The sequence below is a fragment of the Bacteroides zhangwenhongii genome (assembly GCF_009193325.2).
Classification (GTDB): Bacteria; Bacteroidota; Bacteroidia; order Bacteroidales; family Bacteroidaceae; genus Bacteroides; species Bacteroides zhangwenhongii.
Map to the genome: position 1 here is coordinate 3,948,922 of NZ_CP059856.1, position 15,587 is coordinate 3,964,508.

The window sequence follows — 15,587 nt, forward strand, 5'->3', positions numbered from 1 at the left end:
TATGCTATGAAAAGTTATCATAAATCCATCGCATTTGCTTGTTGCCTCGCTATCAGCAACATCACTTTCAACGTTCAAGCACAGAATGGTGATGAACAAGGACTTGAGGTGCCTGCCAATACACAGCTTCCCCAAGATAAAGAGGCGATTGTAAAAGCAGGCAACGGATGGTGGAAAGAATCACGTAAGAATTACGACAACCGTATGGCATGGTACAATGAAGCAAAATTCGGTTGCTTCATCCATTGGGGAGTGTATTCCGTCCCGGCAGGTATTTGGAAAGGTAAAGAGCTGGGAGGATATACCGAACACCTGATGCGTAAAGGCCGCATTCCTCTGGAACAATACAAAAAAGAACTGGTTGTTCCTTTTAATCCCACCGAGTTCGATGCGGAAGAATGGGTACGTCATGCGGTAGAAGCAGGAATGAAGTATTTCATCATCACAGCCAAACATCACGATGGTTTCGCCATGTATCTGTCCGATGCCTATCCTTACGATATGCGGATGACACGGTATGGCAAAGATCCGATGGAAGCATTGCGGAAAGCGGCACGGAAATACGGAATCAAGTTCGGTTTCTATTATTCGCACGCTTTCGATTGGGAACATCCGGACGCTCCGGGCAATGATTGGGATTATGATAACCCGGGCGGAGACAAGTTGCTGGGCGGAGCTAACTGGTGGAAAGGGGAACGCCGCAATTTTCTACCTAGAGCAGAAAAATACGTGAACGAAAAGTCAATACCTCAGATACAGGAGCTTGTCAAGAAGTATGATCCGGATATCCTCTGGTTCGATACCCCTAGCAAACTTCCGCTTTATCTGAATATCCGTATTCTGGAAGCAATTCGGGAGGTTGACCGGGAAAATAAAATTGTAGTCAACGGACGATTAGTGAGATTCGGCTCACAGAATATGGGTGATTATCGCAATACGGGCGACCGGTCTGCCTTTTTCTTCCCCACCAAAGGAGCTTGGGAATCCATTCCCACTACCAACGAATCATACGGATATAGCCGGGTAGATACTGTTCGCAAATCCGTACCTTTCTTCGTTCAGTTGTTAGCTAGCGCCGCTTCCAAAGGTGGGAATATTCTGATGAACGTCGGTCCGATGGGGAACGGACAATGGGATTCAAAAGACATAGAGGTATTTCAAGGAATCGGAAAGTGGTTGAAAGTAAATGGAGAAAGTATCTATGGCACCCGGCGGACTAACCTGCCTATACAACCTTGGGGAGTAACGACTTTAAAAGGAGATACTCTATATGTTCACGTCTATCGCTGGCCTGCTGACAGCAAACTGATTATCGGCGGATTACGTTCCGACATTAGAAAAGGATGGTTTCTCGCAGATAAAAAGGCTTCTGTCCAGTTCAAACGTCTGAATACGGATGACTACGAACTGACAGTTCCCGCCAAAGCCCCGGATAGTATAAATTCAGTCATTGCTTTGGTATTGGGCAAACAGAAACTTCCCAACCCGATCCGCCTGCTTGACGCCGGACAAACAAATGTACTCTATACGTTCGATGCAGAGTTACAAGGAAGAGGGCTCGGTTATGGCGATGGCAAGCCCAATCGCAACTATGTCAAAAACTGGAAGAATGAGAGTCAAAGTATGAAATGGAGACTCCGTCTCAATGAGCCGGCGGAATACACTCTTTATCTGGATTATAACACAGCCGGAAAAGATGATAAGGGAACAGTGATTGTGGAAATCAACGGAAAAATATTTGAAGCAAACTATCCTCCTTATCACGAGAGGAAGGGAAGCAGCAGTATCCGGATCGGCAAAATAAGCTTACCCGAAGGAGCATTTGAATGCAACCTGAAAGGCAAACAATATCAAGGAAATCAATACATGAACCCTATTGCAGTCCGTCTGGAGAAATGAAACCGGAAAATACTCAGACTAAATACATAAATATATGAAAAGAAGAATACAACGCATATCACATACTCTCGCCTTGGGATTGTGGATCGGATTAGCCTCTTCCTGCACTCCCAAACTCGGGAACACGCTGGTAGAAGATAATATGATGTTCGCACAATTGCAACTACGTGTTGCTTTTGACGAGATAGACTATGCCCGTACCAACGAAACACCCGAGAGCCGCAAGAAACGGGAAAAGAACGGTTGGGGAGAACTTACCAATCCCCGCAATTCCGAACCGGACGGTACCTTACATCTGGTTCCTTCCAAAGACTGGACCAGTGGCTTCTTTCCGGGAGAACTGTGGTATGTCTACGAATACACTCAGAACAATTTCTGGAAAAAGAAAGCGCAGCAACACACCGATATGCTGGAACAGGAAAAAATGAATGGAAAGACACATGATATGGGTTTCAAAATGTATTGCAGTTATGGCAACGGATACCGGCTGACTCAGGATGAACGGTATAAAGAAATCTTGTTGCAGTCAGCACGTACATTGGCAGGTCGCTACAAGCCGCAGGCGGGTATTATCCGTTCGTGGGACCACAATCAAAAGAAATGGCAGTGTCCGGTCATTATCGACAATATGATGAATCTTGAACTCCTGTTCTGGGCTACCCGTGAAAGCAATGATTCCACCTTCTACCATATCGCCGTCAACCATGCACGGACAACTTTAAAGAATCATTTCCGCCCCGACAACAGTTGCTATCATGTGATCGATTATGACACCATCACCGGAAAAGTATTGAAAAAGAATACGCATCAGGGACTATCACATGAATCGGCTTGGTCGCGCGGACAGGCATGGGCATTGTACGGCTATACCATGTGTTATCGGGAAACGAAAATACCGGAGTTCCTGCAACAGGCAAAGAAGGTGGAAGAATTTCTGTTCAATCACCCCCATATGCCGACAGACTATGTCCCCTACTGGGATTTTGACGCTCCGGAGATTCCGAACGAGCCTCGTGACGCTTCGGCAGCGGCGATAATTGCCTCAGCACTCTACGAACTCAGCTTATATGATCCTGAAAATGCCGAACGTGACAAAGAACGGGCGGATAAAATACTAGAGAACCTGTCCAAGAATTATCGGGCTACTATGGGGCATGACAATGGTTTCCTGTTACTTCACAGTACAGGTACCAAACCGACAAATGTGGAAGTGGACGTACCTATCGTCTATGCCGATTATTACTTTATCGAAGCTTTGCTAAGAAAAGACAGATTGGAGAAAACCGGAAAATTATTCTAAAAGAGAAACTGAAAGATGAAACGACTTATTTATACAATATGTTTATTGGTAGCCTGTCTGTCAACGGCAGGGGCTAAAGTACTCACTGAACATAAAACCCGTCTCACCGACAACTGGCTCTATCTTCGGGGAGATATCGGAAATATTTGGGAAGCGGTACGCCCAGCCAGTCCGGGAACTTCGGAAAGTGTACCTTTATGGACACCCGTCACATTGCCACATTGCTTCAACGCGACAGATGCAGTAGACCCGGACTTGAACTATTATCAAGGTCCCGGATGGTATAAGACATTGCTGGATATCAATAATCCTTATCCCAACGGACGAATTCTACTTGATTTTGAAGGTGCGGGGCAAAAGACGGAAGTATATATTTACACCACTCTCGTTGCCACACATACAGGTGGCTACGATGAATGGACAGCAGATATAACGGAAGCCGTACAAGCTTTTGCCGCTACTCCCGAATGTGCCAAGAGATTCGATGGCAAGATTCCTCTTTCCATCCGATGCGACAATAGCCGTGACGCGGAAATGATCCCCTCCGATCTATCAGACTTCAATGTGTACGGCGGATTATACCGCTACCTTAATCTGGTATATGTGCCGGAAGTTTCCATAGAACGGATACAGATAGATGCGAACCCGGATAAGGAACTGAAAAAGGGAACACTTTCTGTCCATGCTTTCTTTTACAATCCGGCAGACGTGCGAAAAGCCACCGCCAACATTATTATCAAAGACCCTTCCGGCAAAGTGATACTCAGCGAAGAAAAAGAAGTATTGCCACTTGGGAAAGCAGCTTTACTGGCAACCACTGTCCGGAAGCCGGAGTTATGGTCGGACGAACATCCGCAGCTTTACACTTGCGAAGTACGGCTGAAACACAATAATCAGGAACAGAAAGCGGTTGAACGCTTCGGTTTCCGCCGATTTGAGTTTATTGAAAAAGGCCCTTTCATGCTCAATGGTTCACGACTGTTGTTACGTGGTACTCACCGTCACGAAGACCATGCGGGCGTAGGAGCCGCCATGACGGAGAGCCAAATGCGACAAGAAATGACCCTAATGAAACAGATGGGTGTCAACTTCATCCGTCTGGGACATTACCAGCAATCCGGCATTATCCTTTCTCTATGCGATGAATTGGGTATTCTTGTATGGGAAGAAATCCCCTGGTGCCGTGGTGGATTGGGTGGTGAGCGCTATCAGGCGCAAGCCAAACGAATGTTGGAGAGTATGATTCATACGCATTATAATCATCCGGCAATCATCATCTGGGGCTTGGGTAATGAAAATGACTGGCCCAATGACTTTCCGGAATTTGATAAGGGAAAGATACGGACTTTCATGAAAGAGCTTCACGACCTCGCGCATCAACTGGATGACAACCGTGTAACTGCCATCCGCCGATGTGATTTCTGCAAAGATATCGTAGATGTCTATTCTCCTTCTATCTGGGCAGGATGGTACAGAGGTATATTTACTGATTATAAAAACGCCTCATACCATGAGATGCAGCAGGTGAAACACTTCTTTCATGCCGAATGGGGAGGAGACTGCCATGCACGCCGCCATGCAGAAGACCCCTTCATCAATCTGGATAAGATAGAAGCCGGTAAGGGTACGGACGAACGGGCAGGAGACGCTTCCTTATACGGTGGAAGCGCACGTGCCTCCAAAGACGGTGATTGGTCGGAAAGCTATATGGTACGCCTCATCGACTGGCATTTGAAAGAACAGGAGACAATGGATTGGCTGACAGGTTCCGCTTATTGGCCGTTCAAAGATTTCTCTACACCGGTACGCCCCGAGAATCCCGTTCCTTATGTCAACCAGAAAGGAGTAGTGGAAAGAGACTTGACTCCCAAAGAAACGTATTACGTCTTCCAGTCTTATTGGACCAAAAAACCGATGATACACATCTATGGACATACATGGCCTGTCCGCTGGGGAAAAGCAGACGAACAGAAAGAAATACTGGTATACTCCAACTGCCCTCAAGTGGAACTGTTGGTCAATGGTGTATCACAAGGTATGAAGAAACGCAACAGCCAGGATTATCCGGCAGCGGGACTGCATTGGAAGTGTCGGTTACAAGCCGGAGAGAATACGGTTATCGCACGCTCTAAAGGAAAAGAGGAAGTGGCAGATACCCTACGCTTTGTATACGAGACCCGCACATGGGGCACTCCGGCACGCTTGCAAACAAAAGTAACGTCCTGCGGAACCGACCTTTCTTTGGTGGAAGTACAAATCGTAGACACACAAGGAATCCCCTGCCTGAACGCGAAAAACTTCATAGAGTTCGGACTGACGGGAGATGGAAAACTGATCGAAAATCAAGGAACTTCCATCGGTTCGCGAAAAGTACAGGCTTATAATGGCCGTGCCGCTATTCGGGTAAATAAACGGAACGGAGAATCTATTGTATCTGTCCGTTGTGATATTCCACAAATTAAAACTACATTTATTTCAATCAAATAAACAGATAAAACCATGAAAAACTCTATAAGATTGTTGATTGCTGTCTTTTTCCTGCTCTCCGGAGCAGGAAAAACGACTGCACAAGTTCCTGCCACCAGAGTCTATGACGGAGAGAAGCTGGCCAAAGTAAAGGCACGTATGCAAGAAAAAGAGTACGCACCTGCCATTGCAAGATTAATGAGTGATGCAGACAAGGCATTGAAAAACAAACCCGTCTCTGTAATGGATAAAGATATGGTTCCCGGTAGCGGAGACAAACACGACTACATGAGTATGGGGCCTTACTGGTGGCCTGATCCCACTAAGCCCGACGGCCTTCCCTATATCAGGAAAGACGGTGTCCGGAATCCCAATGCAACCAGCGACCGCACCAATATCGGCAAGACGATAAGTAACATCCTTACATTGGGTACTGCCTACTATTTCTCCGGCAACGAGAAATACGCTGCCAAAGCTGCAGAATTCACCCGTGTCTGGTTTCTGAATCCCGCAACCCGCATGAACCCCAATATGAACTACGGACAGATGATTCCGGGACGCAACGGAGGCAAAGGAAGAGGTTTCGGCATGATTGATGCTTATGCGTTCATTGAAGTATTGGATGTAGTAGAGATGATGAGTACTTCCACTTCCTTCACAAAAGCAGACCGCGAAGGACTTAAAAACTGGTTCAAGGAATATCTGAAATGGATACAGACCAGTTCCGTAGCCAACGAAGAACGAACTGCAAAAAACAACCACGGATTGGCTTTCGACGTACAGCAGACAGTATATGCGCTCTTTACCGGAGATTCCGCACTGGCACGGAAAACAATCAGCGAATTTGCAGAGAAACGTTTATTCCCGCAAATTGAACCGGACGGCAAGCAGCCCCGTGAATTGGCACGTACCACAGGATTCGGTTATACCAACTTCAACTTGATTCACATGATGGATATGTGTGCTGTCTGCCGGAATTTGGACATTGATATATACAACAGTACTTCCAAAGACGGACGAAACATAACAAAAGCCCTGGAGTATATGGCTTCCTTCGTAGGCAAACCACAAAGTGAATTTCCGTATCAACAGATTAAAGGTTGGGACAAAGAGCAACAGACAAGTTGCTGGATACTGCGTCGGGCTTCTTTCTATGACAAAAAATCCGGCTGGGAGGCAATTAGCGAAAAGTATATGAATACTCCCAAAACGGATAGAAGATACTTATTATATAGCTTAGAATAAATATATTGAACGGTATGAAAAGCAAATTACTCTTGATAATTCTAGGTATAGTTCTTTGTGTTCACACAGAGGCAAAGACAGATCCTAAAACGGCCCCTAAGATAAAAGTAGCCTGTGTAGGAAACAGTATCACTGCCGGAGCCGGCATTAAAAACCGGGATAAAGACAGTTATCCCATGATACTTGGACAGATGTTGGGCAAGGAATATGAGGTACGCAATTTCGGTGTCAGCGGTCGTACAATGATTCAAAAAAGCAATTCATACATGAAAGAGAAGGCTTATAAGCAGGCACTCGACTTCCGGCCGGACATCCTTATTATAAAGTTGGGGACAAACGACACTAATCCGATATTCTGGAAATATAAAAATGAATATCCTAAAGATATGCAGACAATGATCCGCTCTTTCAAGCAAGTGTCTCCTGCCGTGAAAATATATCTTTGCTATCCGGTAACCATCAATGGCAAAAAATTCAGTGAGCGCGACAAAGTGATTACGACAGAAGTGATTCCCATGATTAATGAGGTGGCTAAAGAAGTGAATGCTCAGGTAATAGACTTGCACACGGTCACTGCCAATATGCCGGAGAATTTTGTGGATAACCTGCATCCTAATGAACAAGGCGCCCATATTCTCGCGAAAACGATTTATAAGGCGCTGACAGGTAAAGAAAGTACCCACGAGATACAACCTTTTCCGGGCTTGAAAGGAAAATGGAAAGGATACGAACGTTACGATTTCACCTATAAGAACAAAGCAGCTACCGTAGTCTGTCCCCAAAAGGCATTGGAGGGTAATCCCTGGATATGGAGACCGGCATTCTTCGGTGTATTCGCTTACGCAGACGAAGCGTTGTTGAAAGAAGGATTCCATGTAGTCTATTACGATCTGACTCATGAATACGGCTGTCCGAAATCTATCAAAACAGGAACGGACTTCTACAACAACATGGTGTCACAATATGAACTATCTCCCAAAGTTGTACTGGAAGGACTGAGTCGGGGAGGATACTATGCTCTGCAATGGGGAATCGCCCATCCGGACAAAGTAGCCTGTATGTATCTTGACAATCCGGTATGTGATATGTTCAGCTGGCCGGGGAAAAAAAGAGAAAAACATTGGAAGGACTTCTTGAAGCATTGGGAACTGACAGATGCCACTCCCGAAACTTTCAAAGAAAATCCGATATTCCATCTGCAAGCATTAGCCCAGCACAAAGTACCCATCCTTGCCGTATGCGGAGACAGTGATACCGTAGTTCCTTTTGCCGAAAATATGAAATTGGTAAGGGATACCTATGTTGAATTAGGAGGCCCGGTAGAAGTCATTATCAAACCGGGAGCGGAGCATCATCCTCACAGTCTTGAGAATCCGGAACCTATCGTCGATTTTATTCTTCGACACCAACCCGCATATAAGGAAAAGCAATATTATAATATTCGAGGTAGCCTGACGAACTCTTTTATCCGTTTTGAAAAAGAGAAGAAAGGACGTGTTGCCTTTTTCGGAGGATCTATTACCGAAATGCGCGGTTGGAGAAATATGATTCAGGAACAACTGAAGCAACGGTTTCCTTTTACCGAATTTGACTTTATTGATGCCGGTATTCCTTCTACCGGAACAACCCCGCACGCTTTCCGATTAGACAATGATATACTGGCAAAAGGAAATATCGACTTGTTATTTATTGAGGGAGCAGTCAATGACCATACCAACGGTTTCCCTCCGTTGGAACAAGTACGTGGCATGGAAGGAGTAATACGCCACACTTTGACAGCCAATCCATACACAGATATTATCATGTTGCATTTTGTATATGAGCCCTTCTTAGAAATGTTCCCCAAAGGACAAGTTCCGGATGTTATCCTAAACCATGAACGGGTAGCAAATCATTATCTGATTCCTTCTATTAATTGTGCCCGAGAAATTTCGGAAAGAATAGAAAAGCAGGAGTTCTCTTGGAAAGATTTTGGCGGCGTACATCCTAAATGGTTTGGACATAAATTCTATGCAGCCGACATACAGGCACTCTGGGATAAAATGTGGTCACTTCCCCAAAATATCACACGCAAAGAACATGAGATACCTGCAAGATCTCTAGATAAATACAGTTATGCTAATGGAAAATTCATCGACCTGAAAGAAGCTCGGATTAAAAACGATTGGACTATTGTCCCTTCTTGGCAACCCAAAGAAAAGACAAACACACGAAAAGGGTTCGTAAATGTTCCAATGCTTTATGCAGACTCTCCGGGAGCTACTTTCACCTATTCTTTCAAAGGAAAGGCTGTAGGCTTGTTCATGGCTTGCGGACCATATTCGGGAATTATCGAATATAGCATTGACGGTAAAGAATTCCATGAGTTAGATACATTCACCAAATGGAGTAAAAGCCTTTATCTTCCATGGCTATACGTATTGGCCTCCGAATTGGACAATAAGAAAACACATACATTGACGATACGGGTATCTAAAAAGAAAAACCCTAAAAGTAAAGGTACGGAATGCGTCATCCGTAACATAGTGATTAATGAATAACCGTCAACTATATGTCTTCCTGTATGAATTGATTTAAATCAAAATCGTTTCACACGAACTCATCCTGACCAATTTTGTTTTACCTTTGCACCCGCAAAAAAATAAAGGTAAAAAGTAACAGGTATTAGGTAGGGTTTCGTATGAAGAAGAGTCTTATTGCATTGGCGTTCGGCACACTGGGATTGGGTATTGCCGAATTTGTAATGATGGGAATATTGCCCGACGTGGCAAAAGATCTAGGTATCAGTATCCCGACTGCGGGACATTTCATTTCGGCATACGCTTTGGGCGTATGTGTTGGCGCACCTGTATTGACATTGGCCCGTAAATACCCGTTGAAACACATTCTGTTAGTACTGGTTACCTTGATTATGATAGGTAATATCTGCGCGGCAATGGCCCCCAATTATTGGGTATTGCTAATTGCCCGTTTCATCTCCGGGCTTCCTCATGGTGCTTATTTCGGAGTAGGTTCTATCGTCGCGGAAAGACTGGCCGATAAAGGAAAAGGTTCGGAAGCCGTTTCGATCATGATTGCCGGAATGACCATTGCCAATCTTTTCGGTGTACCCTTGGGAACTTCTCTAAGTACCATGCTCTCCTGGCGTATCACTTTCCTGTTGGTAGGAATCTGGGGAATCGTTATCCTATATTATATCTGGCGCTGGGTTCCCCACGTAGAAGGACTGGAAGATACAGGTTTCAAAGGACAATTCCGTTTCCTGAAAACTCCTGCTCCATGGTTAATTCTCGGCGCTACGGCATTAGGCAACGGAGGTGTATTCTGTTGGTACAGCTATATCAACCCAATGCTGACAAATATTTCCGGTTTCTCAGTCGAAAGTATTACCCCTTTGATGATTCTTGCCGGATTCGGTATGGTAATGGGCAATCTGATTAGCGGACGACTCTCCGACCGTTACACACCCGGAAAAGTAGGAACTGCCGCACAGGCACTTATCTGCATCATGCTGTTGCTCATATTCTTCCTCTCACCCTACAAATGGGCGGCAGCCCTGTTGATGTGTCTTTGCACGGCAGGACTATTCGCCGTATCCAGCCCGGAACAGGTATTAATCATCCGTGTAGCCAAAGGCGGTGAGATGTTGGGAGCAGCCTGCGTACAGGTTGCTTTTAATCTGGGAAACGCCATTGGCGCATACGCAGGCGGACTTGCCGTCAGCGGAGGATACCGCTACCCTGCCCTGACAGGTGTACCGTTTGCCCTGATCGGATTCACTTTGTTCTTGATTTTTTATAAGAAATACCAAGCAAAATACTAAAACTCTACCAAAATACCTATCTTTGCAGTCTGATTATCGATAACTAAATAAAAAAGAAATAGATAAATGGCATTGCAATGTGGTATTGTAGGACTACCGAACGTGGGTAAGTCGACACTTTTCAACTGTTTGTCGAACGCAAAAGCACAGGCGGCAAACTTTCCTTTCTGTACAATTGAACCGAATGTAGGTGTTATCACCGTTCCCGATGAACGTCTGAACGCATTGGCAGAGTTGGTACATCCGGGACGTATCGTCCCTACCACGGTAGAAATCGTAGACATCGCCGGACTGGTGAAAGGCGCAAGCAAAGGTGAAGGACTGGGAAATAAGTTCCTCGCCAATATTCGTGAGACAGATGCGATCATCCATGTACTCCGTTGTTTCGACGATGATAACGTAACGCACGTAGATGGAAGTGTGAATCCTGTCCGCGACAAAGAAATTATCGACTACGAATTGCAGCTGAAGGATCTCGAAACCATCGAAAGCCGTATCCAGAAAGTACAGAAACAGGCACAGACCGGTGGAGACAAAGCAGCCAAACAAGCTTACGATGTGTTAGTCCAATACAAAGAGGCATTGGAGCAAGGCAAATCCGCACGTACAGTGACTTTTGAAACAAAAGATGAGCAGAAAATTGCTCATGAGCTATTCCTATTGACCAGCAAGCCGGTGATGTACGTCTGCAACGTAGACGAGGCCAGTGCCGTAAACGGCAATAAATACGTAGATATGGTGCGCGAAGCCGTAAAAGACGAGAATGCCGAGATTTTGGTTGTTGCAGCCAAAACGGAAGCAGATATCGCTGAACTGGAAACGTATGAAGACCGGCAGATGTTCCTTGCCGAAGTAGGACTGGAAGAATCGGGTGTGGCACGCCTCATCAAATCAGCCTACAAGCTGTTGAATCTGGAAACTTTCTTCACAGCCGGAGAAATGGAAGTGAAAGCCTGGACTTATCACAAAGGATGGAAAGCTCCTCAATGTGCTGGTGTTATCCACACCGATTTTGAAAAAGGATTTATCCGTGCAGAAGTCATCAAATACGATGATTATATCCAGTACGGTTCGGAAGCGGCTGTGAAAGAGGCAGGCAAACTAGGTGTGGAAGGCAAAGAATATATCGTACAGGACGGTGACATCATGCATTTCCGTTTCAACGTATAACAATAAATCAAGAATGAAGAACTTTTCCCAGTCTTCATTCTAAATTCTTAATTCTTCATTAAAATGAAATATCTCATTGCAGGAACCGGAGGGGTAGGCGGCAGTATCGCAGGATTTTTGTCGCTGGCAGGCAAGGATGTTACTTGTATTGCACGTGGAGCCCATTTACAGGCAATACAGACGAACGGACTGAAACTGAAGTCGGATCTTAAAGGAGAACATACACTCCATATTCCGGCAACCACCGCAGAAGAGTTCGATGGAAAAGCAGATGTGATATTCGTATGCGTAAAGGGTTATTCGGTCGATTCCATCGTAGAACTCATTAAAAGAGCCGCCCACAAAGATACGGTTGTCATTCCTATACTGAATGTGTACGGTACAGGGCCGCGCATACAGAAACTTGTTCCGGAAGTTAAGGTTCTGGATGGTTGTATCTACATTGTAGGCTTCGTATCCGGCACAGGAGAGATCACCCAAATGGGGAAAATCTTCCGGCTGGTATATGGCGCTCATCGTGGAACAACTGTAAAACCCGGCTTATTGGAAGCCATCCAACAGGATTTGCAAGAAGCGGGTATCAAAGTAGATTTGTCATCCGATATCAATCGGGATACATTCATTAAGTGGTCGTTCATCTCCGCAATGGCTGTAACGGGCGCTTACTACGATGTCCCGATGGGTGAGGTTCAGAAACCGGGAAAAGTGCGGGACACCTTTATCGGGCTTTCCACAGAAAGCGCTGCTTTAGGAAAGAAACTGGGTGTTGAATTTCCGGAAGATCCCGTTGCCTACAATCTGAAAGTCATTGATAAACTTGATCCCGAAAGCACTGCTTCCATGCAAAAAGACTTGGCACGCGGACACGAATCCGAAATACAAGGACTGCTTTTCGATATGATCACAGCGGCAGAAGAACAAGGTATCGACATACCGACGTACCGAATGGTTGCGGAAAAATTTACCAAACACTAATCATTAACCCATTAATAACTATATAACATGAATACCATGCTATTATCCATCAACTGGAATCCCAATCCCGAACTATTCAACCTGTTCGGCATTTCTATCCGTTATTACGGATTATTGTGGGCAGTAGGAATATTCTTTGCATACGTTATTGTTCACTACCAGTACCGGGATAAGAAGATAGAAGAGAAGAAGTTTGATCCGCTTTTCTTTTACTGTTTCTTTGGTATTCTTATCGGTGCCCGTCTGGGACACTGTTTATTCTATGATCCGGGATACTATCTGTCCCATTTTTGGGAAATGATTCTTCCCATCAAGTTTATGCCGGATGGAAACTGGAAATTTACCGGATACGAAGGGCTGGCCAGTCACGGAGGCACACTGGGACTGATAGTGGCACTATGGCTGTATTGCCGTAAGACAAAACTCCACTATATGGATGTATTGGATATGATTGCCGTAGCTACACCGATCACAGCCTGTTTCATCCGCCTTGCCAACTTGATGAACTCTGAAATCATCGGTAAACCGACCGATGTACCTTGGGCATTCGTTTTTGAACGTGTAGATATGCAGCCTCGCCATCCGGGACAGCTTTATGAGGCCATCGCCTACCTCATCCTGTTCTTCATCATGATTTATCTGTATAAGAATTACAGCAAGAAACTGCATCGCGGATTCTTCTTCGGACTCTGCCTGACGTATATCTTCACCTTCCGCTTCTTCATCGAGTTCCTGAAAGAGAACCAGGAAGCGTTCGAGGACCAAATGATGTTTAATATGGGACAATGGCTAAGTATTCCATTTGTCATAATAGGCGTTTATTTCATGTTCTTCTATGATAAAAAGAAGAAAGTAGCTTGATGTTAAAACGCAGGATTAACGCAAATTATCGCAAATATGTGTTTGTTTTATAACCATATGTAGGGATATTCCTAAAATAATAAAATTAAAGGCAACTACTTCATTGCGAATTAGTTGCCTTTTTTGTATCTTTAAGCACTCCCCCCAAAAAACGGTTTGACGGCCAAAACGGGGGTAATTAAATATAAAAACACATGGTAAAGATACAAAAAATTTCAGAAATCGAACCTAGTTTAGGTTTTACCGAGTTCGATATACTAAAAAAATATCGTCAAAGTTTTGCAACGAGTGAATTAGGTCGGCTCCATTCTCTGTTTCCTTTCTCGGCACTGGCCCGCCAAATGCATTTGAAGTCTTCCGCTTTGGGGCGTAAAAGTTATTTTTCTCCTGAAGGTAAAATAGCCTTGATGGTCTTGAAGTCCTATACCAACTTCTCCGATTCACAACTGATCGAACATTTAAACGGTAATATTCATTACCAGATATTCTGTGGTGTTCAGATTGATCCTCTTCATCCACTGACCAATTCAAAAATCGTCAGTGCAATCCGTCAGGAACTGGCGGACCATCTTGATATTGAGTCCCTCCAGCTTATTCTGGCTGAGCACTGGAAACCTTACCTTGAAAACCTTCATGTCTGTATGACCGATGCCACCTGTTATGAAAGTCATCTGCGCTTTCCTACCGATGTCAAACTTTTATGGGAAGGTATTGCATGGCTTCACCGTCATCTGTGCAAACATTGCCGTACATTGCACATACAACGTCCCCGTAACAAGTATCTTGATGTAAGCCGCGCCTACCTTGCTTATAGCAAACTTCGTAAACGCAGGAAATCACAGACCCGTATGATTAAACGCAGGTTACTTCAGTTGTTGGAAAAGTTACTTGAGCAGCTGAGGCTGCTTCATTCCTCCTACAGGGACAGGCTTACACTATCCTCCGATTACCAAAGACGTTTCTCGGTCATACAGAGGGTCCTTGAGCAAGGGAAGTATTTATTTGCAGGTAAAAAAGTGTCCGACCGTATTGTAAGTATCGACCGTCATTACCTTCGTCCCATTATCAGAGGCAAGGAAAACAAATCCGTTGAATTCGGCGCCAAAGTCAACAATATACAGATAGATGGGATCTCCTTCATAGAACATATCTCCTTTAAGGCTTTCAACGAAGGAATACGTTTGAAGGACTGTATTCGTCTGCAACAACAACTGACCGGGGTTAGAGTGAAGGCGCTTGCAGCGGATTCAATCTATGCTAATAATGCCAACCGGAAATTTTGTACAAGATATCACATCAGTACTTCCTTTAAGCGTAAGGGCAGAGCTGCCAAAGACGAGCCGCTTCGTAAGATCTTACGGTCGGAACTCGGCCGTGAAAGAGCCACCCGCCTGGAAGGAAGCTTTGGAACACAGAAACAACATTACTCACTGGCCAGGATAAAAGCCAGAAACAGGAAAACGGAAATGCTTTGGATTTTCTTTGGAATACATACGGCCAATGCGGTATGTATGATAGAAAAGGTTGAAAAGAAAATAAGAAAGGCAGCATAATCTGACTAAAATGAGAGGTAAACAGGAGAGGTTTTAACTTCCCCTAAAAAAGACATGTACATAATGCAAGGTTGGAAGAGAAAACATAAGAATATGTAAATAATATTCTATAAAAAAGGATAAAGGAATGGGGAGTTGACCGAAAAAATTAAGAGAAAAGCTCACGTAAAGTAAAACTTTTCTCTTGATTTATGAGAAAGAGGAACATTTACTGAATATCCCTATGTATATGCTTTAATAATCTGTAATAATTTGCGTTAATCTGCGTTTTAACACGTCTTTTTACATTATCAAT

Annotated in this window: 10 protein-coding genes; all 10 read left to right on the plus strand. The window is 44.5% G+C overall.

The genetic code is table 11. The annotated features are described in order from the left end of the window. Positions 1–6 precede the first annotated feature (6 nt). The 10 genes from GD630_RS15780 to GD630_RS15825 all read left to right on the plus strand — a co-directional run bounded on the left by GD630_RS15780 (position 7) and on the right by GD630_RS15825 (position 15,292). On the plus strand, positions 7–1,899 hold the full coding sequence (locus tag GD630_RS15780; RefSeq protein WP_143869247.1) for an alpha-L-fucosidase: 1,893 nt from the start codon (positions 7–9) through the stop codon (positions 1,897–1,899). Positions 1,900–1,933: 34 nt separating this feature from the next. Continuing rightward, on the plus strand, positions 1,934–3,199 hold the full coding sequence (locus tag GD630_RS15785; protein ID WP_143869245.1) for a glycoside hydrolase family 88 protein: 1,266 nt from the start codon (positions 1,934–1,936) through the stop codon (positions 3,197–3,199). A 15-nt stretch (positions 3,200–3,214) separates the two neighbouring features. Continuing rightward, positions 3,215–5,686: a glycoside hydrolase family 2 TIM barrel-domain containing protein gene (locus GD630_RS15790; RefSeq protein WP_143869243.1), complete on the plus strand. Its 2,472-nt coding sequence runs from the start codon at positions 3,215–3,217 to the stop codon at positions 5,684–5,686. Positions 5,687–5,698: 12 nt separating this feature from the next. After that, positions 5,699–6,910 (plus strand): alginate lyase family protein, encoded by a 1,212-nt coding sequence (locus tag GD630_RS15795; protein ID WP_143869241.1) that lies wholly within the window; start codon positions 5,699–5,701, stop codon positions 6,908–6,910. A gap of 14 nt (positions 6,911–6,924) precedes the next feature. Continuing rightward, positions 6,925–9,450: an SGNH/GDSL hydrolase family protein gene (locus GD630_RS15800; RefSeq protein WP_143869240.1), complete on the plus strand. Its 2,526-nt coding sequence runs from the start codon at positions 6,925–6,927 to the stop codon at positions 9,448–9,450. A gap of 140 nt (positions 9,451–9,590) precedes the next feature. Then, positions 9,591–10,733, plus strand: coding sequence for an MFS transporter AraJ (araJ, locus tag GD630_RS15805; RefSeq protein ID WP_143869238.1), 1,143 nt, complete (start codon positions 9,591–9,593; stop codon positions 10,731–10,733). A gap of 66 nt (positions 10,734–10,799) precedes the next feature. Beyond that, positions 10,800–11,903 (plus strand): redox-regulated ATPase YchF, encoded by a 1,104-nt coding sequence (ychF, locus tag GD630_RS15810; RefSeq protein ID WP_007762552.1) that lies wholly within the window; start codon positions 10,800–10,802, stop codon positions 11,901–11,903. Positions 11,904–11,966: 63 nt separating this feature from the next. Continuing rightward, positions 11,967–12,878, plus strand: a complete 912-nt coding sequence (locus tag GD630_RS15815; RefSeq protein ID WP_143869236.1) for a ketopantoate reductase family protein — start codon at positions 11,967–11,969, stop codon at positions 12,876–12,878. 27 nt (positions 12,879–12,905) lie between these two features. Beyond that, complete coding sequence (gene lgt / locus GD630_RS15820) at positions 12,906–13,739, plus strand: prolipoprotein diacylglyceryl transferase (RefSeq protein WP_143869234.1); 834 nt, start codon at positions 12,906–12,908, stop codon at positions 13,737–13,739. Between the two features lie 194 nt (positions 13,740–13,933). After that, entirely contained in the window at positions 13,934–15,292 is a 1,359-nt protein-coding gene (locus tag GD630_RS15825) for a transposase (protein ID WP_182505640.1), read from the plus strand. The last annotated feature ends 295 nt before the right edge of the window (positions 15,293–15,587 follow it).